Source organism: Flavisolibacter nicotianae (assembly GCF_003628535.1).
Taxonomy (GTDB): domain Bacteria; phylum Bacteroidota; class Bacteroidia; order Chitinophagales; family Chitinophagaceae; genus Flavisolibacter; species Flavisolibacter nicotianae.
In genome coordinates this window covers 1-26030 of the sequence record NZ_RBCI01000021.1, presented here as the reverse complement: position 1 = coordinate 26030, position 26030 = coordinate 1, and the positions used below count along the sequence as shown (strand labels likewise).

At 50.2% G+C, this 26030-nt stretch carries 23 protein-coding genes; 19 read left to right on the top strand and 4 right to left on the bottom strand.

Features of this window, described 5'->3' with window-relative positions:
* Window positions 1-214: 214 nt before the first annotated feature.
* The 7 genes from D6024_RS25585 (at window position 215) to D6024_RS25550 (ending at window position 8858) form a co-directional block, all read left to right on the top strand.
* The gene (locus D6024_RS25585) at window positions 215-589 is read left to right on the top strand and encodes a transketolase C-terminal domain-containing protein (protein WP_240410167.1); all 375 of its coding nucleotides are present in this window, start codon (window positions 215-217) and stop codon (window positions 587-589) included.
* 16 nt (window positions 590-605) lie between these two features.
* Entirely contained in the window at window positions 606-2333 is a 1728-nt protein-coding gene (locus tag D6024_RS25580) for a ribulokinase (protein ID WP_121357670.1), read from the top strand.
* Complete coding sequence (gene araD / locus D6024_RS25575) at window positions 2330-3031, top strand: L-ribulose-5-phosphate 4-epimerase AraD (protein WP_121357669.1); 702 nt, start codon at window positions 2330-2332, stop codon at window positions 3029-3031. The genes D6024_RS25580 and araD overlap by 4 nt, the downstream gene beginning before the upstream one ends.
* Before the next feature lie 73 nt (window positions 3032-3104).
* On the top strand, window positions 3105-4601 hold the full coding sequence (gene araA, locus D6024_RS25570) for an L-arabinose isomerase (protein WP_121357668.1): 1497 nt from the start codon (window positions 3105-3107) through the stop codon (window positions 4599-4601).
* A 12-nt stretch (window positions 4602-4613) separates the two neighbouring features.
* The gene (locus D6024_RS25565) at window positions 4614-6386 is read left to right on the top strand and encodes a sodium:solute symporter family transporter (RefSeq protein WP_121357667.1); all 1773 of its coding nucleotides are present in this window, start codon (window positions 4614-4616) and stop codon (window positions 6384-6386) included.
* A 383-nt stretch (window positions 6387-6769) separates the two neighbouring features.
* Window positions 6770-7348 (top strand): glycoside hydrolase, encoded by a 579-nt coding sequence (locus D6024_RS25555; protein ID WP_317125289.1) that lies wholly within the window; start codon window positions 6770-6772, stop codon window positions 7346-7348.
* Window positions 7349-7928: 580 nt separating this feature from the next.
* Window positions 7929-8858, top strand: a complete 930-nt coding sequence (locus D6024_RS25550) for an endonuclease/exonuclease/phosphatase family protein (RefSeq protein WP_121357664.1) — start codon at window positions 7929-7931, stop codon at window positions 8856-8858.
* On the opposite strand, the gene D6024_RS26955 is transcribed toward D6024_RS25550, so the two are convergent.
* Window positions 8842-9345, bottom strand: a complete 504-nt coding sequence (locus D6024_RS26955) for a hypothetical protein (protein WP_162945031.1) — start codon at window positions 9343-9345, stop codon at window positions 8842-8844. The two genes, D6024_RS25550 and D6024_RS26955, sit on opposite strands and share 17 nt — an antisense overlap.
* Here D6024_RS26955 and D6024_RS25540 point away from each other — a divergent pair.
* Window positions 9317-10549 carry a DUF3943 domain-containing protein gene (locus tag D6024_RS25540; RefSeq protein WP_162945030.1) on the top strand — a complete coding sequence of 411 codons (1233 nt, stop codon included), beginning with the start codon at window positions 9317-9319 and terminating at the stop codon, window positions 10547-10549. The two genes, D6024_RS26955 and D6024_RS25540, sit on opposite strands and share 29 nt — an antisense overlap.
* 175 nt (window positions 10550-10724) lie before the next feature.
* Here D6024_RS25540 and D6024_RS25535 read toward each other — a convergent pair whose 3' ends face one another.
* The 3 genes from D6024_RS25535 to D6024_RS25525 form a co-directional block, all read right to left on the bottom strand.
* On the bottom strand, window positions 10725-12134 hold the full coding sequence (locus D6024_RS25535) for an alpha/beta hydrolase (RefSeq protein WP_240410166.1): 1410 nt from the start codon (window positions 12132-12134) through the stop codon (window positions 10725-10727).
* Window positions 12135-12162: 28 nt separating this feature from the next.
* On the bottom strand, window positions 12163-12888 hold the full coding sequence (locus D6024_RS25530) for a DUF998 domain-containing protein (protein WP_240410165.1): 726 nt from the start codon (window positions 12886-12888) through the stop codon (window positions 12163-12165).
* Between the two features lie 278 nt (window positions 12889-13166).
* Window positions 13167-13490, bottom strand: a complete 324-nt coding sequence (locus D6024_RS25525) for a hypothetical protein (RefSeq protein WP_121357661.1) — start codon at window positions 13488-13490, stop codon at window positions 13167-13169.
* A gap of 450 nt (window positions 13491-13940) precedes the next feature.
* On the opposite strand from D6024_RS25525, the gene D6024_RS25520 reads away from it, so the two are divergent.
* The 11 genes from D6024_RS25520 to D6024_RS25470 all read left to right on the top strand — a co-directional run bounded on the left by D6024_RS25520 (window position 13941) and on the right by D6024_RS25470 (window position 25770).
* On the top strand, window positions 13941-14447 hold the full coding sequence (locus tag D6024_RS25520) for a nicotinate-nucleotide adenylyltransferase (RefSeq protein ID WP_121357660.1): 507 nt from the start codon (window positions 13941-13943) through the stop codon (window positions 14445-14447).
* Window positions 14448-14771: 324 nt separating this feature from the next.
* Entirely contained in the window at window positions 14772-15182 is a 411-nt protein-coding gene (locus tag D6024_RS25515) for a DUF2784 family protein (protein WP_121357672.1), read from the top strand.
* A gap of 169 nt (window positions 15183-15351) precedes the next feature.
* Window positions 15352-17124, top strand: a complete 1773-nt coding sequence (acsA, locus tag D6024_RS25510; RefSeq protein ID WP_240410164.1) for an acetate--CoA ligase — start codon at window positions 15352-15354, stop codon at window positions 17122-17124.
* 9 nt (window positions 17125-17133) lie between these two features.
* Entirely contained in the window at window positions 17134-18141 is a 1008-nt protein-coding gene (gene pdhA / locus D6024_RS25505) for a pyruvate dehydrogenase (acetyl-transferring) E1 component subunit alpha (RefSeq protein WP_121357659.1), read from the top strand.
* 51 nt (window positions 18142-18192) lie between these two features.
* Window positions 18193-18750: a flavodoxin domain-containing protein gene (locus D6024_RS25500; protein WP_121357658.1), complete on the top strand. Its 558-nt coding sequence runs from the start codon at window positions 18193-18195 to the stop codon at window positions 18748-18750.
* A gap of 5 nt (window positions 18751-18755) precedes the next feature.
* Window positions 18756-19754: an alpha-ketoacid dehydrogenase subunit beta gene (locus tag D6024_RS25495; RefSeq protein WP_121357657.1), complete on the top strand. Its 999-nt coding sequence runs from the start codon at window positions 18756-18758 to the stop codon at window positions 19752-19754.
* Window positions 19747-20940 (top strand): dihydrolipoamide acetyltransferase family protein, encoded by a 1194-nt coding sequence (locus tag D6024_RS25490; RefSeq protein ID WP_121357656.1) that lies wholly within the window; start codon window positions 19747-19749, stop codon window positions 20938-20940. Before D6024_RS25495 ends, D6024_RS25490 begins: the two co-directional genes overlap by 8 nt.
* A complete protein-coding gene (locus tag D6024_RS25485; protein ID WP_121357655.1) occupies window positions 20937-21191 on the top strand; it encodes an acyl carrier protein in 255 nt (84 codons plus the stop codon). Before D6024_RS25490 ends, D6024_RS25485 begins: the two co-directional genes overlap by 4 nt.
* A 747-nt stretch (window positions 21192-21938) precedes the next feature.
* Complete coding sequence (locus D6024_RS25480; RefSeq protein WP_162945029.1) at window positions 21939-23288, top strand: site-specific integrase; 1350 nt, start codon at window positions 21939-21941, stop codon at window positions 23286-23288.
* Between the two features lie 703 nt (window positions 23289-23991).
* Window positions 23992-25215, top strand: coding sequence for a tyrosine-type recombinase/integrase (locus tag D6024_RS25475; RefSeq protein WP_240410163.1), 1224 nt, complete (start codon window positions 23992-23994; stop codon window positions 25213-25215).
* 141 nt (window positions 25216-25356) lie between these two features.
* Window positions 25357-25770 carry a hypothetical protein gene (locus D6024_RS25470; protein ID WP_162945028.1) on the top strand — a complete coding sequence of 138 codons (414 nt, stop codon included), beginning with the start codon at window positions 25357-25359 and terminating at the stop codon, window positions 25768-25770.
* Window positions 25771-26030 lie beyond the last annotated feature (260 nt).

Sequence of the window (26030 nt, the reverse complement as noted above, 5' to 3'; positions counted from 1 at the left end):
GCCCAACCACATCACCCAGTGCGCCGAAGCCGGTGCCCATGTGTGCACCTGCCCGCTCGACTCGATCCTGGGTCTTTTGAAGCACCCGCTGACGGACAGTGGTCTTGCCAAATTCATCGAGGACTCGAAAAAGATGCAACACCAAACCGTGGTGGAAGACGCAGTGGCGTAAAACCATTGGCAGCTATTCATTGATAGAACTAATCAACCAACAATGACGCAAACAGAGCAACAAACCGATCTGCATCGATTAAAAAATATTGCCTCGCAGGTACGACGGGACATTGTGCGCATGGTGCATGCCTGCCAGTCGGGCCACCCCGGTGGCTCGCTTGGCTGTACCGATGTGGTCACCGCCGAAGAACACCAGCTCAATGGCGGCCTGGGCGACGCCGTTTGCCAGGTCTTAAGCCGCCATCTTCCCACACCGGTGGAAATGATCGGCGTAAACAACTCCTTTGGCGAAAGCGGCACACCGGCTGAACTGATGAAAAAATACGGGCTCGATACAGTCTCTATTGTGAAGGCGGCAAAGAAAGTTTTCAATATAAAACGTCAAAATGACGTTTTATACTCTCCAACTCTTTAACTTGTGAAAAAAAATCATGAGCCAGTCTCATTCGTATGTCATAGGTGTGGATTATGGAACGGACTCCGTTCGCTCCATTGTTGTGGATGCAAGTAATGGGGTAGAGGTCGCGTCTGCGGTGTTTTTGTATTCGCGGTGGAAGCAGCAGCTCTATTGCGATGCCGGTATCAACCAGTTTCGCCAGCACCCGCTGGATTACCTCGAGGGATTGGAAGAGACCATCAAACGTTGCCTGCTGCAGGCCGGCCCTGGCGTGGCCGCAAACGTCAAAGCCATATCGGTGGATACCACCGGCTCGACACCGGTTGCCGTGGATGAAAGCGGAACACCGCTGGTGTTTCAGCCGCAGTTCCAGAACAATCCCAACGCCATGTTCGTGTTGTGGAAAGATCATACTTCGGTGCAGGAAGCCGCCGAGATCAACCGCCATGCCGCGGCATTCGATGTGAACTACCTGCAATACGTTGGCGGCATTTATTCCTCCGAATGGTTCTGGGCCAAGCTCCTGCATGTGCTGCGGGAAGACGAAGCCGTCCGGGGTGCCATTTATTCCTGGGTTGAACATTGTGACTGGATTCCCTTTGTGCTGACCGGTGGTAAACGAGCCGCAGACATCCGGCGTGGCGTATGCTCGGCCGGTCACAAATCGCTGTGGAGCGAAGCCTGGAACGGCCTTCCGCCCAATGAATTTTTTGCCTCTCTCGATCCCCTGCTGGATGGATTTACCTCCCGACTTTTTGATAAAGTTTATACCTCCGCAGAACCGGCAGGTACCATTTCAAAAGAGTGGGCCGACAAACTTGGCCTGCCCGAAGATGTGGTAATTGGTGTAGGCGCCTTCGACTGCCACATGGGCGCTGTGGGCGGCCAGATCGAGCCGTATTACCTCAGCAAGGTAATGGGCACGTCCACCTGCGATATGCTGGTGGCGCCGCCGGAGGAAGTGGCGGATACCCTGGTGCGGGGCATTTGCGGCCATGTGACTGGCTCTATCATTCCCGGCATGATCGGGATGGAAGCCGGCCAGTCTGCTTTTGGCGATGCCTATGCCTGGTTTAAAAATGTACTGGCCTGGCCGGTGCAAAATTTACTGGCCCAATCCCAGTTGCTCGACGCCGATACCATCAAAAAACTGGTGGATGAAACCACCGATAAAATCATTCCCGAACTGAGCCGGCAGGCCGCCCAGCTTCCGCTGGAAGAAGGCGGCGAATTTGCCCTTGACTGGATCAACGGTCGCCGCACTCCCGACGCTAACCAATTGTTGGAAGGTGCTTTCGGTGGCCTGGGCATGGGCTCCGATGCACCTCGCATGTTTCGTGCGTTGGTGGAAGCCACCTGCTTTGGTGCCAAAGCCATCGTGGACCGTTTTGTGGAGCAAGGCATTCCCGTAAAAGGTTTGATTGGGCTTGGTGGTGTCGCCAAAAAATCGCCGTTTATCATGCAAATGATGGCCGATGTAATGAACATGCCCATCCGCATCCACCGCTCGGAGCAAACCTGCGCACTCGGTGCCGCGATGTTTGCTGCCACCGCCGCAGGCTTATTTCCAAAAGTGGAAGACGCCATGCAGGCGATGGGACAGGGCTTCGACGCGGAATACGATCCCAACGAAGAAGCTGTTCCCGTTTACGCAAAACGTTACCAGCAATACAAATCCTTTGGCGCCTACATCGAAAGCGAGACGACCCAATCTCAACCCTCAACTCTCAACTCGCAAACACAACTGGAGACTGCCATATGAGCCGTTACGAACACATCAAGCAAGCCGCTTACGATGCCAACATGCAGCTGCCGAAATTAGGACTGGTGCTTTTCACCTTTGGCAACGTCAGTGCTGTCGATCGCGGTGAAGGCGTTTTTGCCATCAAGCCCAGTGGCATTCCTTACGAAGATCTCACACCGGAAAAGATGGTGGTGGTAGACTTTGACAGCTTCGTGGTGGAAGGAAATATGCGTCCTTCTTCCGACACCAAAACGCATGCGGTGCTCTACAGGCACTGGGAAAAGATCGGTGGCATCGTGCACACCCATTCCACCTATGCTACGTCGTGGGCGCAGGCACAGCGGGCTATTCCCATCTTTGGCACCACGCATGCCGATCACCTGACCGTAGACATTCCCTGTGCGCCGCCAATGGAAGACAGCATGATCGAAGGTGACTATGAACACCAGACCGGCTTCCAGATCCTCAACCACTTTGAAAAGCTCGGACTTTCGTATGAAGAAGTGGAAATGATCCTGGTGGGCAACCATGCCCCCTTTACCTGGGGCAAAACGCCGGAGAAGGCGGTGTACAATAGCGCCGTGCTGGAGCAGGTGGCGCAGATGGCATTACTCACAGAGCAGATCAACCGGGAGGCGCCCCGGCTCAAGGATGCGCTGATCAAAAAACATTTTGAACGCAAGCACGGGCCGCTGTCGTACTACGGTCAGGTGTAAAATAAAAAGAACGCTAGACCTACAGGTCTTTCAACAAGCGCAACATAATGTCTCATCTAAATACCGAACTGTAATGACTGATTTGAAGCAAATGGAAGTGTGGTTTGTCACTGGCAGCCAGCACCTCTACGGAGAAGCAACCTTAAAACAAGTGGCGGCGCATTCCGAGCAGATTGCCAAAAGCCTGGATAACGCTGCACAAATTCCGGTGCGTGTGGTATTCAAGCCCACGGTAAAAAGCACCGAGGAAGTGACCGCTATCTGCGCCGAAGCCAACAACGCAAAAGCCTGTATCGGCATCGTTGCCTGGATGCATACGTTCTCACCCGCCAAGATGTGGATCACGGGGCTGAAGATTTTAGCAAAGCCCCTTTTGCACCTGCACACGCAGTTTAACCGCGACATTCCCTGGAGCGACATCGATATGGATTTCATGAACCTGAACCAGTCGGCGCATGGCGACCGTGAGTTTGGCTTTATGGTTTCGCGGCTGCGCCGCAACCGCAAAGTCGTTGTTGGCCACTGGCAGGATGCAGACGTGATCTCGCAGATCGAAGGCTGGGCCAGGGCTGCTGCCGGCTGGCACGACTGGCAGGGAGCCAAATTTGTTCGCTTTGGCGACAACATGCGCTACGTGGCCGTCACCGATGGCGACAAGGTGGAGGCGGAACTCCGATTTGGCTATGCTGTCAACACCCACGGCATTGGCGACCTGGTGAAGGTAATTAACGGTGTGGACGACAAAACCGTCGATACCCTGCTGGAAGACTACAAGGACAGCTACGCCATTTCTTCGGCGCTGCTGAACGGGCAGGCTGGCTCGCTGCGGGAAGCCGCGAGGATCGAAGCCGGTCTTCGCCAGTTTTTGCAGGAAGGCGGCTACAAAGGCTTTTCTGACACTTTTGAAGATTTGCACGGCATGGTGCAGCTGCCCGGCATTGCGGCGCAACGCCTGATGAAGGAAGGCTACGGCTTTGCCGGTGAAGGCGACTGGAAAACGGCGGCCCTGGTCCGCGCCATGAAGGTGATGGGTACAGGCCTGAAGGGTGGGAACTCCTTTATGGAAGATTACACCTACCATTTTGAACCCGGCAACGAGATGGTGCTTGGTTCGCACATGCTGGAGATCTGCGAAAGCATTGCCGATGGCAAACCCAAATGCGAAGTGCATCCGCTGGGCATTGGCGGCAAAGCCGACCCGGTGCGCCTGGTATTCAACGTGGCGGCAGGACCGGCCATCAATGCATCGCTCATGGATATGGGCAACCGCTTCCGCCTCGTGGTGAACGAAGTGGAAGCCGTAGCGCCGCAGCACGACCTGCCCAAACTGCCCGTGGCACGGGTGCTTTGGAAACCGCTGCCGGATATGAAGACCGGCTGTGCGGCATGGATCCTTGCCGGCGGTGCCCACCACACCTGCTACAGCCAGAACCTCACCGCAACACACATGGAAGATTTTGCCGACATGGCGAATATCGAATACGTTAAGATCGGCAGGGAGACAAATCTCTATCAGTTCAAAAATGAACTCCGCTGGAACGACGTGTATTATCAACTTAAAACCTGTTAAAACCACCAAAACATGGGTTCATTAAAAACGATTGACTTTCTTGTCTTTCTTATCTATTTCGTGATTGTAGCCGGCTATGGCTACTGGGTCTACAGCCGAAAGAAAAAAGCGGCTGTTTCCGCCTCGCACGACTATTTCCTGGCCGAGGGTTCGCTCACCTGGTGGGCCATCGGTGCTTCGCTGATTGCTTCGAACATTTCGGCCGAACAGTTTATCGGCATGTCGGGCAACGGCTATTTTCTGGGTATCGGTGTAGCGGCCTATGAGTGGATTGCCGCCATTGCCCTCATCATCATTGCCGTGTGGTTTATGCCGGTGTACCTGAAAAACCGCATCTACACCATGCCGCAGTTTCTCAAGACCCGCTACAACGAAACCGTGTCGCTGATCATGGCCATTTTCTGGCTCTTGTTGTATGTGCTGGTCAACCTGACCTCTATCCTGTATCTCGGTGCCATTGCCATCAGCGGGCTGATTGGTCCCGAATACTTGCACACGGTGCTCCTGGCCCTGGCGGTATTTTCGCTTATCATTACCCTGGGGGGCATGAAGGTGATCGGCTTTACCGATGTGATCCAGGTCGCGGTGCTCATCATCGGTGGATTTGCAACAATCTATTTTGCTCTCACCATTGTGGGCGAAAAGTTTGGGGCAGGCAGCAGTGCGGTGGCTGGTTTTAAAACCCTGATGGCGCAGGCACCCGATCACTTCAAAATGATCCTGCCCAAGCCGGATGCCAACTCCTCGCAGGAATACATCAACAAATACCTGATCCTGCCGGGCATTACCATCTATTTTGCTGGCCAGTGGATCATAAACCTGAACTACTGGGGCTGTAACCAATATATCACACAGCGGGCCCTGGGTGCTGATTTGAATACAGCCCGCAAGGGTATCCTCTTTGCCGGTTTTCTAAAGCTGATGATGCCCATCATTGTGATGCTGCCGGGAATTGCTGCCTACGTGCTGCACGCCAATGGGCACTTGCCTGGCTTGCGGGGTATGGATGATGCCTACTCTGCCATCCTGGGCTTTTTGCCACCGGGACTGAAAGGCCTTGCCATTGCAGCGCTGACGGCGGCGATCGTCGCCTCACTGGCCGGCAAGTTGAACAGCATTGCCACCATCTACACACTGGACATTCACATGAAATACTTCAAGCGCAAAAGCAGCTTTGCCCTCCAGCATTCCGTCGGGGCTGACCTGGCGACACCGGAACTGCTCAAAGCAGAACATGCTGCAACCGCGATAGACAACAAAGAGGAAAAGCAGATGGTGTGGATCGGCCGGATAGTAGCCCTGGTGGCCATTGCCTTCGCGGTGATCTTCGAGTGGAAGGACCTGCTGGGCATTGGCGGAAAGGGCGGCTTTACGTTCATCCAGGAGTACACCGGTTTTATCTCACCGGGTGTGCTGGCCATGTTCCTGTTGGGAATGTTCTGGAAGCGCACCACGGGAGCTGCGGCTGTAGTGGGACTGATCATGGGGCTTGTCATGTCGGTGTTCTTTAAACTGGGAGCTGTGCCTCTCCTTGGACATGAAACAATTTTGTACACGGCCTTTAAGAACGATGCCGGTGTTTACGAAATTCCCTTCCAGATTAGCATGGGATGGTCGTTCTTCTTCACTGCTGTGGCCATGATCGCCATCTCGCTGGCTGGGCCGAGGATCAATCCCAAAGCCTTTGCACTGGACAAAAAAATGTTCAAAGTACAGCCTTCGATCATCGCCATGATCGTGGCTACCCTGCTCATCCTGGCAGCCATCTATATTAAATTCTGGTAGGTTGATAAAGGACGGGGAGAGGATAGATTGAAGATGATGGATGAAAGGCGACAGGAGGAGAACGGCAAACGAATTTTTAGTGATTTATTTTTAGCAAACATTCTTCATGCCCTTGTTTCTACAGGGGCATTTTCTTTCTGAGTCCGTGGGTCGGACTGGAGACGAGGTTTGCCGGCTTGTTTCGTTTTCTGGTAGTTCTTTGAAGTCATGCCAAACTGTTTGAAAAGTTTCTGCCGAAATTCGTTCGCGAACTGTAACACACCATTCCTGCCACCTCATAAACCCGGTAGTCTCCTGCTGCCCATCGTTTTGCTGCTCTTTTCAAATGGGTAATATCGATCAATTCATTTGGCGTCGGGTCTGTGATGGATTTTACAGGGTAGCTGTACGAAGCCGGCTGCGGGATACCGCGGCCAGATACGGTATCTCCTTTTTGGCAGTCCGAGTACTGCATGCTGGCCGATGGTTACAAGGAAGGGAAAGAAGAAAGAGTGCCGGCCATGGATTGTGCGCCTTTTCTTGCCAAGGTGATTTACCATGGCCTTACAGTTGCCAACGCCACAGCCTGGCAGTTTTGGAATGCCTGGGAACCCGGAAGTGCCGAATTTGACTCACGCTATTACATGATTGCGCTAAAAATATATGCTGCAAATACCGACGGTGATTTTGCCGTCACCAAGAACCTTTGGGCACTGGGCCATTACAGCCGGTTTATCCGGCCTGGTATGAAGCGCATCGTTGTTGTGAGAAAAGACGAACCGGATAGCCGGAAGGCTGCGCAGGATGTAATGCTGTGTGCCTTCACAGGGAAAAAAGAATTGGTTGTTGTTGCAGTCAATTACACCACATCCTCCCGGGACATTCTACTGGACATGCCCGGTGTCAAACGAATGAAAAATAAAAGGCAATACGTTACATCGGCTGGTGCGGAAGACAACATGCGCTTGTATCCATTGCCATGATTAAAGAAAATTGCATTGAAACCCGCTCCATTACAACCATAGTGATTAGCCGGTAAGCTTTTTCAAAATGCTTTCCTGGAAGAAAGCACGCCTGCGATAATCGTTCTGATCGAAGCATCCAGTTCTGCCAATGCTATTGACAGCTTTTTAAAACTAAACTGCCGGGAGAAAGCAGGTGAAAGAGTTTTGCTGGGGAAAAACTTTTTTTCATTTTCCTGACGCCATCCCGGCGAAACGGATTGAAATCAGAAGGTAAAGGAAATAATCCAGGACAACTTTCAAAACGCGGTGTTCTTACATTTCATTCGCCGGAGAGCAAACAGCTATTGATTCACCTTCGTTATCGATTGTTTACCAAACAGCAAGGCCATTTAACGTTTTACGCACCGGATAAATTGGTATTATTGGTTAGATAGAGAGCACCGTTGCTTGCCGTAATCGCTTGTGCAGGTCAGAAGAGAAAAAGCTGGTAAAGCACCGCATTGTTCAAACGCTGTCATGACATTCATGGCCTGGTGCAGTTTCTATTGTTTTCACCGATCAAACAATTTGGTTTCACTCACGCTTCTAAACAGTTCTTATGAAAAGAGTAGTCTTTGTTCTTCGTTTACTGGTTGGATACCGTTCAGCCAAAACGAGGTTTTTGTCGCTGGAACACCTGCAGAAATGGCTTATCGTTCCATCGTCCTTGTTGGTGATTGCAACCCTCGTGCTGTCGTGCGGAACGGTACAGGTTTACAACGAGCCGGACCGGCCGGTTTTCCATTCCGGCGAAACAACGTTGCAGGCAGCAGAACAAGCCGATTCGCTGAGCGTGGTTACGTTTAATATTCGCAAAGCTGTTAAGACACAACTGGCAGCTTCCGAATTGCAGCAGTTCCAGAAAACAAGGAATGCCGACGTTTTCCTCCTGCAGGAAATGGATGAAAAAGGCGTGGAAGAAATTGCAAAGACCCTCGGGTTAAACTACCTGTACATTCCCATTGTGCACCAAATCTCTGCCAAAAAAGACGTTGGAAATGCGATCCTCACAAAAGGGACAATCACCTGTCCCGAAAAATTATTATTGCCTCACGCAAAACCGCTGAGCAAGAGTCGCCGGCTTGTTACGATTGCAGAAGTGACCGTCCACGGGGAAAAAATCCTGGTCTACAGTGTTCAAACGGAAACCGTGGTGATGAGCAGAAAGAAAAGAATGGACCAGGTGGATGCGATCATCGAACATGCCAGGATGCAATTGCCTTCTTTTAAATATGTTTTGATCGGCGGGGATTTCAACACGTTGTTTTCGAAATCATCCAGGCTGGCTGTGGAAAAATTCAGGAACGGCGGGTTTGATTGGTCAACCGCCACAGTGGGCACTACGGCCAGTGCCTTTTTCGGGTTGCTGAAACCCAGGCACGATTATATCTTTTCCAAAGGCCTAAAACTCATCGATGCCAGTAAAATGGAATCCTCTAAATCAAGTGACCATTTCCCCGTGTTAGCCACTTTCAGTATGAAGCCCTAGCTGAACCTATTTCGGCCTGTCGAATTCGGCTCGCAGCGAATGAGCTGTCCTGATACGAAGCAGCCTGCTGTTTGATGGCCATCATTGCCATTTCCCGCGTAGCGAAATAAATTCGTAAAAGTTCCATCCAGGCGACAGGTAAAAAAATCGGCGAGGTTCTTTGAAAAACTAATGCTGCCGGCGCAGTTGGCCACGCCAGGAAATTGGAACATGCAGGAACGATGATTCTTTTTGAATGCTGCGGAAGGCAGGTGCCGTAAGGACTGCATTCTTGCAGTGCATCAATTGGACTAGAAATGTGCTTTGTGCGAAATTGTTTAGGTGTTTTCGCAGTTGTTTTATGCATCGGGTTGTCCAGCGCATACGCCCAGGTTGATGATTCTGCAAACGCGGTTGTTGTCAGTCGAGATACCACCTTTCCCGGGAAGCACAATTTTCCGGCAGCAACAGCGAAACTGATGTTGGCAAATGTCCTTCCGTTCTCCATTGATTATTTTATCCGGCGGGAAAGTTTCTCCTTTATTTCCTGGCAAAGCATTGGTGAGAATCTTCATCTTTCAAGCTGGGAATGGGACCGTGACAAATTCCTCAACAACCAGTTTTCGCATCCTTATCATGGGAGTTATTATTTCAATGCCTTTCGCTCCGAAGGCTACGGATTCTGGCAGGCATCAACGGCAACATTTGGCGGAAGCCTGCTTTGGGAGCTTGTGGGTGAAGTTGAAAAGCCGGCGATCAATGATTTAATCAATACAACATTGGGTGGTATGGCCTGGGGCGAAATGACTCACCGGCTGGCCATGCGGTTGACCCACAACTGGCGTACGGGACGGCGAAAAAATGCACTGGATGTACTCGGCATTGCTGTTGATCCCATGAATGGTTTTTCGACCCTCACGAGCAAAAAACGGCAACTGGCACAATGGCATGTTTTTGATACGACCACCATCAAATTTGAACTCTCGGGGGGCAGCCGGCAATACAACAGGGCAGAAGACCACGAACGAAAAGAAACCCGTGGCGAATGGTTCACGCGGTTGAACTTTGTGTATGGTGCCCCCAATGCATCGGTAACAATTCCCTTCGCCTATTTTGCGGTTTTGCTGGAACTGGGTACGTCCGACTCTACGGTATTTAACATTGCCCGCATCAGGGGCAATTTAACCGGGTGGAACTTGCGGCAAACCGATTTGCGCAGCCATTCGCTCCTGCTCCTGCTGAACTCTGATTATTACAACAACACGGCTTTTTCCTACGGCCTGCAAAGCCTGCAACTTTCTTTGCATTCACGCTTTCAACTGCCGCTTAAATCCAGTTTGCAAACCGAGACTGGTCTCAGTCTGATTGGCCTCGCTGCCATCAGCGACCAGGATTTGTTCAAAGGGAAAAAACGTAATTACGATTATGGCAACGGGGCTGGGTTGGCAGGCATGGCGAATCTGTTTTTTTTCAACCGGATCGGGCTTCGCTCCAATTTTTCGGTTGGGTGGCTGCACACGCTTGACGGGAAAAATGCCGACTACCGGGTTTTGAATTCCATCACTGCGCTTCGGTGCCAGGTGCTGAAGAAGGTTTTTGCCGAGTACGAATGGGGACATTTCCTGCTGAAAAGTTTATATCCAAATAACACCACCGAGAAAAAGCACAACTACTATAAACGAGTTTCACTCGGTTACCAGTTCCGCTTTTAAAAAGGGTTTAGCAGAAAACCTTTCATCCTTTTCGGTGCTTGCCATTACATACGACGGCGGGTGAATCAGAAGGCTTGAAGAGATTTGTTTCCCGGGTGCGCTATTGGCAAATGCGGAAAGCAATAGAGGGCCTGTACCATCGTTGCCTTGTTTAGATGCATGGTATTCCTCGCGGTCAGGAACGGGTGGGACGTTGTTCCTGTTGAAATAAAACGGTTGCTGCAGGCTGCCTGACATCTACCGTTCCCTTCCCGATGCCGATCAACGCAAGAAACCGCTCCACATCATAAATCGCATTGTGTGCCGACGGCGAAATTGTTGGCAGTACCAGGTCAAAACCATGGTCGGTTTGCGGCAGCACATGCAAGATGGCTGGAACGTTTTCCTCCACCAGCCGCGTATACAGGCGACGGGTGGCTGCCACGGACGCCATGATATCGTGTGCGCCGTGGATCAGCAGTGTCGGGGGACAGTGCGAATGGACATGCGTAATGGGTGAAAAACGTGCATATTGTTCCGGGCATTCATCCGGGTGCCCGCCCAATATAATTGACAAGGAGCCGATGCTGGCAAAGTCCTTGTCCAGACCCAGGCGTTGATAATCTTTCCCGATCGCTTTTACCATCCATCCCGGCATTTTGGTGGGTACCGCTTTCCGGGGCTTACCAGCAACGGCGCGGCTTGTAAGGTGCTGGTTGGTGTGGTAATACAGGGCTTCCAGGTCGTTAGTGCCATAGAGGGAAATTACGGCACAAACACCAAGGTCTTTTCCTGCTAAACCCTGCGGCGTGAATGACCGGTCATTCGTGGTATAGGCCGTTAGCAAAGCCAGGTGTCCACCGGCCGAACCGCCACTAAGAACAATGCGGTCGGGATGGATGCCATAACTGTTTGCCTGCTCTTTCATCCAGGCAATGGCCCGCCTGGTATCGTGCACCATGCCCATGATGTCCGTTTCCGGTGAGAGACGGTAAGCCACGTCCATGATGACATATCCCTGGGCCGCGAGGTGGCGGAAAAAAGGCCGGGTGCCCCAATCTTTGTCAAGAAAATAAAATGCACTGCCGTGCAGATAAATCAGTGCAATGCCTGTCGGGCTCACGTCTTCCGGTGGCTGCCACACATCGCACAAAAGCTCGCGACTGGTGCCGGGAATGGTAGCAAAAGAAACGTTTTGTTTTAGCCGGGGCTCCGGAACAGCAGGCATGCGGAAGGTCGTGCGAAAGGGTAAGAAATATATTTTCTTTTCGTGTGTGATGTTGTTTTCCCAACCGTGTCCAAATACCTTATCAAAGCCGCTTGCGGCAGCGGGTGGGCGGGTGATGCGGATGATATGGAAGACATAGATCCAAAGGGCCGCAATGCCAACACAACTGGTGAAGACCGAACCTGTCCAAATCCCGGCAAAAGAGGTTACAATACCAACCAGGGCGAACAGGGGTGATAAAGCGGAGACAAACAGTTTCAGGCCCCACATGGCTGCCGCCGGCCAGCGGAAAGCGAAAAAGAGCGGGATGCTCACGAGAACGGCAATGCAACCGGCAATAGCAAAAAGGATTTGCACAAGTGTGCTGATGGTATTCATGTTGCTTGTTTTGCGTTGATAAAAATGGTTAAGCCGGCGAAACGGAGGGGTTGGTTTTCCTGCGCAGCAGCAACATTGCCAGCACCACTACCCAAAGCAGGAAGACACCGATATTGATGCGCTCCCAAACACCGATCCAGGGTGTTGGCTGGTTGGCGGCGATGCCTGACGCATCCAAAAAGGTTAGGGTGCCAAAGAGTAAAAGAGCAACAAGTGTAATGACGGAGTAGAGGCGGAACGGCTTGCCCAGCGCCGCTGCCGCAAATAGCAGTGCGGCTACATACAGCACTTCCGTGACCACACCCAATGCAATGTGCATCGTATCGCTCCAGGTGGCGCCACCGGCGGCCAGGGTTTCGCGTAGGTGCATCGGCGTAAAGGGCCAAAGCACACCCAGCACACTGTAGGCAAGCAACAGGCCTCCGGCAATGCGCAGCCGGCGGTTCGTGCCCGCCGATTTCCAAACACCCCATCCAAAGGCGATCATGAGCAAGGTATACGGCATGGCTAACACAATCCACAATGTTCTTGTTGGCGCGCCGATTGCCGAAAGCTCGCTTACAACTTGTGAGGCCGAACGATAACCCGGAAAGTAAAGCGGCACAAATAGGTTGATGGCGACATACCACACGGAAGAAAGAATGCCGCAGAAAAGCAGCACCTGCATCGCGGTTCCGCCGCTGCGTTGAGGAGTCGTTATGGATTCCGGCATCTTCTTTCCTGTCTTTTTTCTTGACGTAATGTGGGTATCCATAATAAAGTTTTTTACCGTGAAGAAATACAGCACCGGGCAATCAAAGAGTTTGTTTTGCAAGTTCCGGTAAACAGGTCGCTGGCAGAATGATTGCGATTAGCCTGTTTGATAACCACAATCATAACTCCTGGCCGGAGATTACGCAGGGTGTATGCACGGACAAAACCCGGTCCTTTTGTCGAATTTGTTTTTCAGCTTCGGACACAAGCAGCCATGTTTGTTGCAAAAGTCTAAGTTGCGCCGAACTGTGAACCTGTGATTCAATACGGGATTTGTGCTTAGGAAAGGGAAACGGAAAGTACAGGAGTGAAATGATTCTTTCGCTCAATGAAGGTGGCAACGAAATGTGTAGTAGAAGGCACCTGCAAATAAGTGATTTCACCCCTTGTAGCCAGGAAAACAATCTCGATCATTCCACGTAAAGGGACGGTGACTGAAACTGTCGAAAATGTGGCAAATCCATCGATAATCGCAGTTGTTTTGCAGCGTTTTCTAAAACGCCACCAGTTGTTTCCCACTTGCTTGTTGATGATGCGTTGGACTTCCGATTCCTCGTATCGAACCCTGCTTTGCACTGATTTGATAACAACCAACTGTTTCATAAAAAATGTTTTATGGTCTGTAGTCAATTTTCAAGGACGTTGCTGTTTCTGCCAGGGGGAAGGAGTATTTGCATTAAAGCTTTCGTTTCGCTTCCTGCTGATTGAAGATATACTTGTCTGTTTATGGTTTTCCATGACGGGGATCGTCGCCGGCATTGACAATTCGCACTATTTTGGATGACCAATGTCAATCGGAAGAAAACGTATCGGAAACCCGCACCGGAGTTTCCAGCGCTGTTCCGCTCAATAAAGCAGATGTGATACTAAACAATCAACGATATGTTTTTCCGAACCGGTAAGCCCCGGCCAAGTTCACATTGCCTGATGCCTCTCATTGTATTACCCTAACCGCTATCATTTCTAATACCCCTGTGGAGTGATATTTTCGGCAAGCGTTTACCAAACCCTGGTAAGCTGTAAATAATTTGCTCACCACCTAAAACCTCTAAGATGAAAATGTACAATCGAATGCCGCTGCTCTGTGCCTTTGTTCTGGGGTTGGGCATGCAGGCAATGGCGCAGGAAGTGCTGCCGGAAATCACCGTGAAAGCCGTACGGTATAAGTACCTGAGTGCAGTGGACCAAAAAGAGTTGGCCCAACCCGTCAAACTGTTGCAAAAGCAGGCGGCCGAATACGATGTAAAACAATCCGACTACTATGAAGATGACTATGATACCTATTTCATTTCGTTTTTCATCCCGCAGGGTGAGATCCTGGCGGCCTATGACAAGGATGGGAAGCTGTTGCGCACCGCTGAAAAATACAAGAACGTGGCTCTTCCAAAAGCCGTTACAAAAGCCGTAATTGACAGGTTCCCGCAATGGAATATCGCGGAAGATGCTTACATGGTGAATTACTATGAAGAAAGCGGTGCCAAAAAGATCTACAAACTCACGCTGCAAAATGGCGACAAGCGGCTCAAAGTGAAGTTGAATGAAAAAGGAGAATTCATCTGACAGGTAATGAAGAATACTGTCAGGCAACGGGAGTTTCTGCGGATAGCAGAAGCTCCCGTTAAATGGAGGAGAGTGTGCAAACGAAAGATGCCTTTCGCTTTCGTTCTGCGTAGATCTCCCGGGCAATAACAACCTTGTCTTTCCTTTGCGTTTTTGATAGTGACACATTCGGTCTTACCAGGCAGGCCGGCAACAGAAACCGCATATTTCAGCGCCACCGGCAGACTTTCACATGGTCAACAATACCAGTTTACCGCTGCACTCCGTTTTCGTTTCTTTGCACACGTTTATCCGTTGTTTTCGTAACCGTCATTGCCAATGTTCATGTGGTACGCATTTCTGAATGTTTTCTTTTTTGTTTTTCATACCATTTTCACACTTTTTAATCTCGCCGGCTGGCTGTTTCGCAAGACGCGGCGGTGGAATTTGATCACGCTTTTGTTAACCGCTTTTTCCTGGTTTGTGCTCGGTATCTGGTTTGGCTGGGGTTATTGTTTTTGTACCGACTGGCACTGGAAAGTACGGGAACACCTGGGCTTTCATGACCAGCAGCGTTCCTACATTCATTTTCTTTTACTCAAACTAACCGGGATTGATTTTAACGAAACGCTGGTGGAAAATGTGACCTTGATCGGTTTTCTCATCAGCCTTGTTGGTAGCATCTGGCTGAACTTGAATGACAGGAGAAAATCAGGCAAGCGGCAATACGGCGAGTGGTACCGTTTTTTGAAGTAGGAAGAGATTACTTACCTGATCGCATCGCCTTGCAAAACGGCTGTTGCATGCGGTCATCACACACTTTATACTTCCTTCATCTCCCCAATTTCTTACTCATCACCGCTTGCCCCGGGATTTACTACTCACCATCAGACGGGTGGTTGATAGTCGTCATAGTTTACTTACGATGCGGAACAATAGCTTTATTCTTTCTGCTTTCTATATGCAAAACAGTTCACTACCAGGCACGCAGGCCGGCAAGCGAACGGCTTACGAAAGCCTGTGCGACAATTTTAGTTTTGAGAATGAACGAAGCCTTTTGGACGGGCTGCCGCAGGGAGGCCTGAACATCGCCCACGAGGCTGTGGACACGCATGCCAACAGCGGGCTTGCGCAAACCGTTGCACTTCGCTTCATTGCCAAAGGCAACACGGTCAAGGAGTATACTTACAGCGATTTGCAAAAAGAAACCTCCCGCTTTGCCAATGTATTGCGGGGGCTAGGCATTGCCAAAGGTGAAACGGTTTTCACCCTGCTCGGCCGCCAGACAGAACTTTATATTGCAGCCCTGGGTACCCTGAAAAACGTCTCTGTTTTTTGTCCTCTCTTTTCTGTCTTTGGCCCCGAACCCGTCTTTCAGCGTCTTTCACGCGGCGGTGCCAAAGTTCTGGTAACAACAACAGCTTTTTTTGAAAAAAAGATTAAGCAGTTGCTGGAACGGCTGCCTGCGCTTCGCTTTGTTTTGCTAACGAACGCCGAAAAACATGTTGATGCAAAAGCCCTGTCGCTGCGACAACTGATGGCAGAGGCATCGGAGCAATTTGCCATCCCGGATACGTCGCCGGACGATCCTGCGCTGCTGCATTTTACCAGCGGAACCACGGGCATGCCCAAGGGAGCATTGCACGTGCACAACGCCGTTTTATTTCACTACATCACGGGTAAATATGTCCTGAACTTTCGGCCGGGTGATATCTTTTGGTGCACGGCCGATCCGGGCTGGGTTACCGGCACCTCTTATGGCATTATTGCACCGCTGGTCAACGGCGTTACAAACATCGTGGACGAAGAAGAATTTGATGCAGCCCGGTGGTATGCCATTTTGGAAGAACAGAGAGTCGACATCTGGTACACGGCGCCGACAGCTATACGCCGGTTGATGCGCATGGACATCAAGCCCCGCGAACGATACGACCTGCAAAACCTACGGCTGATCCTCAGCGTTGGCGAGCCGCTCCATGCAGAGGCAGTACGCTGGGGCGAGAAGATGTTTGACCGACCTATCCTCGACAACTGGTGGCAAACCGAAACCGGCGGCATCATGATCGCGAATTTTCCGTTCATGCAGGTGAAGCCCGGCTCAATGGGAAAACCGCTGCCCGGTGTGGAGGCGGCGGTCGCGGAAATTACAGCAGACAGTTTCCGGGTTATTGACGAACCAGGCCAACAAGGGCATTTGGTGCTGAGAAAAGGCTGGCCTTCGATGTTCAGGGCCTACCTGCATGATGAAGAACGTTACCGCAAGTGTTTTCATGACGATTGGTACATCACCGGCGACCTGGCAAAAAAAGATGCCGATGGGTATTTCTGGTTTGTAGGCAGGGCCGATGACATCATCAAAACATCCGGACATATGGTGGGACCGTTTGAAGTAGAAAACGTATTAATGATGCATGATGCGGTGGCTGAAGCAGCCGTGATCGGCAAACCCGACCCGGTGATTGGCGAACTGGTGAAAGCCTTTGTGGTACTGAAGGCCGGGTTTGCAACCGGCGAAGCCTTGCAAATGGACATCCTTGGTTTTGCCCGCAAGAAACTCGGCGCAGCCGTTGCACCCAAAGAACTTTCTTTTATAAACGAATTACCCAAAACAAAAAGCGGGAAGATTTTGCGGCGCCTGCTGAAAGCAAGAGAGCTCCATTTGCCGGAAGGTGATCTTTCCACGCTTGAACTTGGTTAATGTGTTATCATGGAAACTGCCTTAAAACAAGAGAAAACTGGAGTCATCGGAAAAGCACATGCATTGCTGCTATTGGAGCAGATGATGCTGATCCGGCGCTTTGAAGAAAAATGTGCGGAGCTCTACACGCAGGAAAAGATCCGTGGCTTTTTGCACCTGTACATCGGCGAAGAAGCGGTAGCCGTTGGCGTGCTGCAGGCATTGACAGGGGAGGATTTCATTTTGGCAACGTATCGCGAGCATGGGCATGCCCTGGCAAGAGGTGTTGAACCCGGTGTGGTGATGGCCGAAATGTATGGCAAGCAGGAAGGCTGCAGCCGGGGACGCGGTGGCTCCATGCACATCTTTGACAAAGGCAAAAATTTTTTCGGCGGCAATGCCATTGTGGCCGGTCACCTGCCGCTGGCCCTGGGCATGGCCCTGGCATCCAAAAAACAAAAGAAGAACAACATTGCCTGTTGCTTTTTTGGGGAAGGCGCCGCGGCGGAAGGAGAGTTTCACGAAGTGATGAACCTCGCTTCCCTGTGGCAGGTGCCTTTGTTGTTGGTTTGCGAGAATAACCTTTATGCAATGGGCACGGCTATCCGCTTTACCCATGCGGTGCAGGAACTGGAAAAGAAAGCGGTGGCCTACGGTGTGGAAGCAACGGCGGTTGATGGAATGGATGTACTGGCGGTGGAGAAGGCTGCAGGAGAAGCAGCCGGCAAAGTGCGTTCGACGGGCAGGCCCTTCTTCCTTGTTTGCAATACCTACCGTTTTCGTGCGCATTCGATGTTTGATTCGGAACTGTACCGGGAAAAAGCGGAAGTAGAAGAGTGGAAGAAAAAAGATCCAATAAAACTACTCCGGCAAAACACCATGCAGCAAGGGATTATCACACCAGAGGAAGCGGCAATAGTTCAAAACAAAGTAGAAGAGGAGGTGCAAAAAGCAGTGGCTTTTGCGGAAGCGGGAATTTGGGAACCCATTGAACAGTTAACACAATTTGTTTACAGCGATAGGCAGCTTGAAACCTGAAATGCAAGCGGTAAAACAAGCTGCTGCTACCGCCAGTTAAAAAAAAGATGTATGAAAGCAGTGATCGTTTACAACGGCAAATACGGGGCAACAAAACAATATGCGGGTTGGCTGGGCGAAAAGTTGGGCCTCCGTGTCATCCACTCCGGAGAGGTTACCCTTGACCAGCTCAATGACGCGGACATGCTGCTAATAGGGACGTCTGTGTATTACGGCAAATTCAGGATTCGAAAATGGTTAAAGAAAAATGTAAAACACATCAGCAACAAAAAACTGTTTCTGTTTGTGGTAAATGCGACGGCTCCCGAAGAACAGGCAAAGCGAAACAAGTTTGTTGAGGACAGCGTTCCGATAGAATTCCGCAACCGTTGCGAGGTTACGTTTCTTCCGGGAAGATTAATTCACAAAGAGCTTCATTTTATCGACCGGTTCATGGTAAACATGGCAGCACGGATGCTGAAAGATCCTGAAAAGAAAAAAGCAATGCAGTCCGACCTTGACGAAGTGAAAATGGAAAATCTTGCACCGCTCATCGACGCCGTCAATAAATACCGCTCCACTGAAAAAGTGGAAGTGGGCAAACAACCGGTTTCTTCACTGAAGGGATAATTGCCATGGAGCAGGCAGGAAGCACTATAAAACTCACGTATCGTGAAGCGTTAAAGCAAGGCATCCGGGAAGCCTTGAAAAAAGACGACCGTGTGTTTTTGATGGGCGAAGACGTGGGACGCTACGGCGGTGCGTTTGCCGTGAGCAAAGGCCTGTTGAAAGAGTTCGGTGAAGAACGGATCATGGATGTGCCTTTGTCGGAATCTGCGTTTACCGGTGCGGGCATTGGTGCAGCGCTGGCCGGCCTGCGGCCGGTGGTGGAAATCATGACGGTGAACTTTAGTTTCCTGGCCATGGACCAGATCGTCAACAACGCGGCAACACTGTTTCACATGTCGGGTGGGCAGTTGAATGTGCCGGTCGTGATCCGCATGAGTTGTGGCATCGGGCGGCAACTGGCCGCGCAGCATTCGCATAGCTGGGAACCGTTTTACGCGGCCATACCGGGACTGAAAGTGCTGGCCGTCGGTACGCATGAAGATGCAAGAGGCATGTTGCTGACGGCCCTGCAGGATCCGGACCCAGTGCTGCTTTTTGAGTACACGTATTTGTTGAATGTGGAAGGCGAGATCGCTTCCAATGCCGGCGCAGTTGATATTATAACAGCAAAGGTGAGAAGAGAAGGTACCGATGTTTCGATCATTACCTACGGAGCCGCTGTGCCGAAAGCATTGGCCGCTGCCGACGAACTGGCAACGACCGGCATCCGTGCGGAAGTGGTTGACCTCCGGGTATTGCGTCCGTTGGACGAGGAAACGTTTTTGGCTTCCGTTAGAAAAACACACAGGGCTCTGCTGGTAGAAGAGGCCTGGCGATCGGTTAGTGTTTCATCCGAGGTGAGTGCCCGGATCATGGAAAAGGCGTTCTACGAACTGGATGCGCCGGTGAAGCGGTTGGGTGGAGTGGAAGTTCCCATTCCCTATCCAAAGCACCTGGAAGATGCCTGCCTTCCGCAACCAAACGATATTGTGAATGCCGTAAAAAAAATGCTGCAACATGATTGAGTTTCGCATGCCAAGTTTGGGCGCCGATATGGAAGCCGGTACACTGGTGGAGTGGCTGGTAAAGCCCGGCGATGCCGTCAGGCGTGGCGATGTGATTGCGCTGGTGGATACGCAAAAAGGCTTGTTCGATATTGAAGTCTTCGAAGATGGCACGGTTGAAAACCTTGTGTTGAAAGAAGGCGCAAAAGTGCCTGTCGGAACGGTGATGGCGATCCTGAACGGTACAAAAGAAGTGGTGCAAAAGGCAACAAAACTTGAAGAAGCCGGCGCCGCAAGAGAAATGCCTAGAGAGGTAATTGCTCCAGTGCAAACACCGCCTGAAATCAAGGCCTCACCATTAGCAAGACGAATCGCAAAAGACCTGAGCATTGACCTTTCCATCATCAAAGGCACGGGTGAAGAAGGAGCGATCACCAAAGCCGATGTGGAAAATGCAGCGGCAGAAAAAAAGCAAACACCGGAACAAGAAATGCGTGCAGAAACAGCGCAGCAGCCGTCGTCCCCAAAAGAAAAAACAGCAGCAACAGCCGATTCTATCCGCATGGCCGTGGCTGCAGCCATGAGCAGGGCAAACCGGGAAATACCACACTACTACTTGGAAACAAAAATAGACATGCGCAAGGCGCTGGCCTGGCTGGCCGAGGCCAACAAGCAGCGCTCCGTGAAGCAACGCCTGCTGCCGGTGGCTTTGTACATCAAGGCGGTGGCAAAGGCAGCGGCTGAAGTTCCGCAACTCAATGCTTACTGGGAAGACGGTCTCCAGTTAAAAGAGGCGATCAATATTGGCGTTGTGATCTCTTTGCGGACCGGCGGCATTCTCATTCCTGCCCTTCGAGACGCGGAGAAAAAAAGCATCGATGAAATCATGGAGTGGATCAACGAGATCATTCCGCGAGCCAGGTCGCTAAACCTGCGCAGCTCGGATATTACCGATACAACCATTACCCTGACCAGCCTCGCAGAAGGAAGTGCCGAAACGGTTTATGGCGTGATCTACCCGCCACAGGTGGCGCTGGTAGGACTGGGAAGTATTTCGGAACAACCCTGGGCCGAAAATGGCATGCTTGATGTTCGTCCCGTACTGGTGGCCACGCTTGCCGCAGACCACCGCGCATCGGATGGCCAGATCGGCAGCCGCTTTTTAATGGCTTTCAAACATTACCTCCAAGAACCCGAATCGTTATGACGGAAGAAGAACTGAAACCGGTCATTTTTCGCCTGCTGAAAGGCGTGGCGCCCGATACAGAACCGGAAACACTCAAGCCGGATGACAATATCCGCACAACGCTGGAAATCGATTCATTCGATTATCTGCAGTTCATCGTGGCCCTTGATGAGCAATTCGGCATGGACACGCCGGAGGAAGATTATGGCAAAATTCAAACCCTGCACACACTTCTTGCTTACCTTTTTCAAAAAGCCAAAAAAACAGTTTGATAAAAACGGAAAGTGGAGCATCGTCAATTTGCTTCCGGCAGGTGTTTCCACCATTTTACCTGCTTCATCGCGCCAGGAGAAATGAGCACATTCGGCGAGTGGGGACGTGGCGTTAAAAAACATAACGGGGAATTTTGAAACGTTTTACCGCTAAGGCTTTTCACTGCAACAATACAGCAACGGAACGTGAAGCACTGACTGGTGTCCGCACTTATTTTGACGCCGCCTGTTTTTTCGGGAGGTGGTTTCCAGGGAAGAAGCAATCTTTTTTTCAGCAGCTATTGAAATGACAAACCCGTTGCTGTTGGTGGTGGGCCGGTCCATTGATTTGGGGCTTCTGTGGTAACCGAATTCTTTGTGGTGATGTCGGCATTTGGGCCTTGCATTTTTTCAAAAAGGTGCTTTGCGTTACCAGATCAGGATATGAAAGCTTCTGGCTGCTTACCGGCTGGGTATAAAAATGACAAAGGTCCACAACAGTGAACCTTCGATTTAAGAGCGTGCCCCGGAACGGACTTGAACCGTTACTCGCATTGCTGCGAACAGGATTTTAAGCAAGTTTCGGAACTTAACTGATTTGAACTTAGTTTATTCTATTTTAACCTAAGGTATTGATTTTCAATAGTTTGAGTTTTTATTCTTACCTTGGTTGACCTTCCACGAACGGTCATTAACCGGTCGATGTTTGCAAATCTGTTTGCAAATTTTGGTGAAGAGTGCATTTGTGAACAAGGAAAATCAACCAGTATGCATACGACAACAAGTGTTATTCTGGATACCCGGCGAATGAAAAAGGACGGAACCTATCCCTTGAAGCTCCAGGTTACTCACCAGCGAAAGACAAAGCATTTCCCCAGCATTTTTAACTTATCCGAAGTCGATTACCAGAAGCTCACCGCACCCCGCATCAGTGCGAAACTCCAGCGGGTGCGGGATGGGGTGAGGAGGATTCAGCGGGAAGCCGAAGATTTTTTGGAAGGAGTAGAAGCGTTTAGCTTTTACCTGTTCCAGCGGGACTTTGTCCAGCATCATGACCTGTTGAAAAGCCGAAAGCTGGCGGAGGAAGCAGAAGATTTTGAGGAAGACGATGTTGACGTCCGCCTTTACAACAGACGTTTTCCCCTTCTGAAGGAAAAGAACTTACCTGCCCAGAGCATTGGCGCAGTCTATCTACGCTGCATCAAAAACCTCCTTCGGGAGGAGCGGATTGGCACCGCCTTGGCTTACAAGGACTCTTACAATTCCATTCTACAGTTTCGGGGCAACCTCTTGTTTGCCGAAGTCACTGTGAGTGTGCTTCACCAGTACGAGCAGTGGATGCTCAAAAAGGGAAGATCAAGAACCACGATTGGTATCAAGCTACGCAACCTCCGGGCGGTGTTCAACGAGGCCATTGCACAAGGGCTGCTCAAAAAAGAAAAGTGCTATCCCTTTGGGCGGCGGAAGTACCAGATTCCTACGGGCAAAAAGGTCAAAAAAGCCCTTGACCAGGAAGTGATTGGAAGGCTCTACTACTCTGAGCCCTCGTCTCCACTACTTCAAAAAGCAAAAGACTTTTGGCTGTTTTGCTACTTTGGCAACGGCATGAATCCCAAAGACGTCGTCTACCTGAAGTGGAAGAACATGCAAGGGGAGTATTTTGTCTTTACCCGGGCCAAGACCGAGCGCAGCACCCGCACCGATCCAAGGCCGATCACAGTGTACATTACCGAAGACATGCAGAATATTATCGAAAGGCACGGTACCAAAGACAAACATCCGGAGAGCTATGTTTTTCCCATCATGCGTGATGATCTCAATCCGCTAAAGCAGTATGAACGGGTGCCGGTCTTTACGCGATTCATAAACGACGGCATGAAAGCCATTTGTGAAGAGCTGGGCATTGATAAAAACATCACCACCATTGTCTCACGACACACCTTCAGTACCCAGCTGAAACGCTCCGGCGTAAGCACCGAGTTTATCCAGGAGGCATTGGGGCATACCGACAAGCGCACCACCGAAAACTACCTGGACAGCTTTGAAAATGAAGTGAAAAAGCAATACGCCCAAAATCTCGTGGCGTTTAAAAAGATGGTTGTCCAGCCACGGGAATGAACCGGATGAAAAGCAATGATCTATAGGCTATGTTTAAAGATCATTTCTGCCGTTTACATTGTAATGTTCTTTTATCACATGGTATCTATCAGTGTACCGTACTAAGTGTGACATACCAATTTTTCGTTCAAGTGCATTGAGGCAGAATATTGCAAGCACACATACGGCACACTGCTTGTGTGATTGCACGTTTTGCCAGTGAAATAAAGCTGAAAAGAGGACAAAGCCTGAGTCAGGCGTTCAGTCTCTTGCGCGGGTTATTACCGGACACTAGTTTGCTTTTGCTGGAACTAACTAAAGCAAAAAGTGAGCACCATATGGAACACCGTAGGGACACCTGTTCATTTTGCCATTGGTGTAGAATAAGGTATAACGTAGGTATTCAACATCTTGCCGGAAGAATCAAAAAATACCTGAAGTGGGTATTGCTGGCCGTTTCATTACTACATACTTTTGAAGTTTCAAAACGGAAGGCTTAAAACACTTCCTGCATATTTCTCTATTTTCTGTACTATGGGAGTTACGGAGGCCTTTGGCTTGCCCGAAGGCCTTGCTTATGATTTGCAACTGCCATTTCCGCTACCGGTAAGCACAATTCCTTTTCTTTTGAACAAGAAAGGCTCCTTTTTACCAGCATTGGCAGAAAAACAATTCTATATATTTAATTTATTTATTATTTTTAATAGCATACCAACTAACGTGTATGCTTACTATAGAACTGCGGCCGTTGTATCACCGCGGAAAAGAACAGATCGCCATCCATGCTCCCTTTGAAAAGGAAATCAACCTGGCGATTCGAAGACTTCCCGGGGTTAGATGGAGTGAGACTCACAAGGTCTGGTACATGTCCTGGGGCAAGCCTTCGTACGAGCAAATTATAGCAGCCCTGAACTCACTGGCGCAACTGGATACACGGCTGTTAAAAGCCTACCTGGAAAAGCGTCATGACGTAAAGCAAACGCTGGTGCCAGTTCGGCCCGTAGGTAGTGACCATGTCGGTTTTAAACCGGCCTTTGCTCGTAAATTACCAGCACATACCGCCACCTGGCAGCTGAGTCGGGACAATCTTGCTGCGCTGAACCGTTTTGTGGAGCAGTTAAAGCTAAAGGCCTACAGTATAAATACGCTGCGCACCTACCGGGGTGAATTCCTCCAGTTATTGCAGGTGCTCAAACAAAAGCCCGTGAATGCGCTCACCCCGAATGAGTTACGCCGTTACATGGTGTATTGCATGGAAAAAGAAGGCCTGAGTGCCAACACAGCCAACAGCCGGCTCAATGCCCTGAAGTTCTATTTTGAGCAGGTGCTGGGGCGGGAAAAGTTCTTTTTTGAAATTCCCCGGCCCAAAAAGCCATTGCTCTTGCCAAAGGTACTGGGACAGGAGGAGCTGAGCCGCTTGTTCAGGGCTCTTACCAACAAAAAACATAAGGCGATGCTTTTTACTGCCTACAGTGCGGGGCTCAGGGTATCGGAAGTAGTGGCCCTCAAACTCAAACATATTGACAGTGACCGCATGCAGATACGCGTGGAACAGGCAAAGGGAAAGAAAGATCGCTATGTAAACCTGAGCCCTGTGTTGCTGGATATCCTGCGTTCATATGTGCGAGGCTACCGGCCCAAGCCGGTAGAATACCTTTTTGAATCTGAGCGGACCAAAACAGCTTACCCCACCAAAACCATTCAGCGGATCTTTCAACTGGCCAAAGAGCGGGCGGGCATCCGCAAAGAAGTGGGCATTCACAGCTTGCGGCACTCCTTTGCTACACATCTGCTGGAAAAAGGAACCGATATCCGCTACATAAAGGAACTGCTGGGGCATTTTGACATTCGGACTACGGAGCGGTACCTGCACGTAAGCAAACGGGCACTGGTGAACGTGATCAATCCGCTGGATGATTTGTATAGGAATGGGAAAGTGGAGTGGTGAATGGCTGGATTGTTCCAATAGCAATCTAAAATAGCGAATAGTAAACAATTGAAAATGAAGAGAGAACTTTTTGTAGTTCCTGATTCCAATGCGATATATTTACGTGTTGTGCGCTATGAAGTGACCTCGTAACCCTGACCTATGCGCGGATCAATAACTATAAAATATAGGCCGAATGATGAAATGTTTGATTTCAGTGCAAGCTCTCCTGACTGTAGTGTAAGTATTGAACTTTATGGATCATCCGACATTTTTAGTGAATTTGGGACAAAGCTTTTGGACTTTCCACAATCCATCAATGACGTTATCGAGTTAGAACAGGGTAAGGACCGCATAACTGCGGATTATTTGTACCTGAAAGCATACATATCTAAAAGCAGCGGACATTCAGCCATAAACGTTGTTGTAAATAGTGCGGTAGGTATTCCTGGACCCTATCGAGCAGAATTTGGAATTGTTGCGGAGCCTGCAGAAATTAATCGACTTGGACAAATGCTAAGCGGCTGGGACTTCCAGGAAAGACCGGAAATGGCTTGGAAAGTCCCGAGCGACTGATGGCGACACAGCGCACAACACAGGCTTTTAGCAATACGGGCTGATGAATATCTGCTAACAAAAGAATTGCTATTTTGCTTCAGCAAATAACTGAGGCTGAAGTACAATAAATTCCCGTACTGCTTAAAGCCTCTCTACGTTGTAGGCAATTTTTATGAGACCGTTCCTAACGATTATATTGATTTTTTCATTCTTCACATCATTCAGTCAGAAATTCAACAAGTCAGTTAAAGACACAAGCATTACAAATTTCATGACTT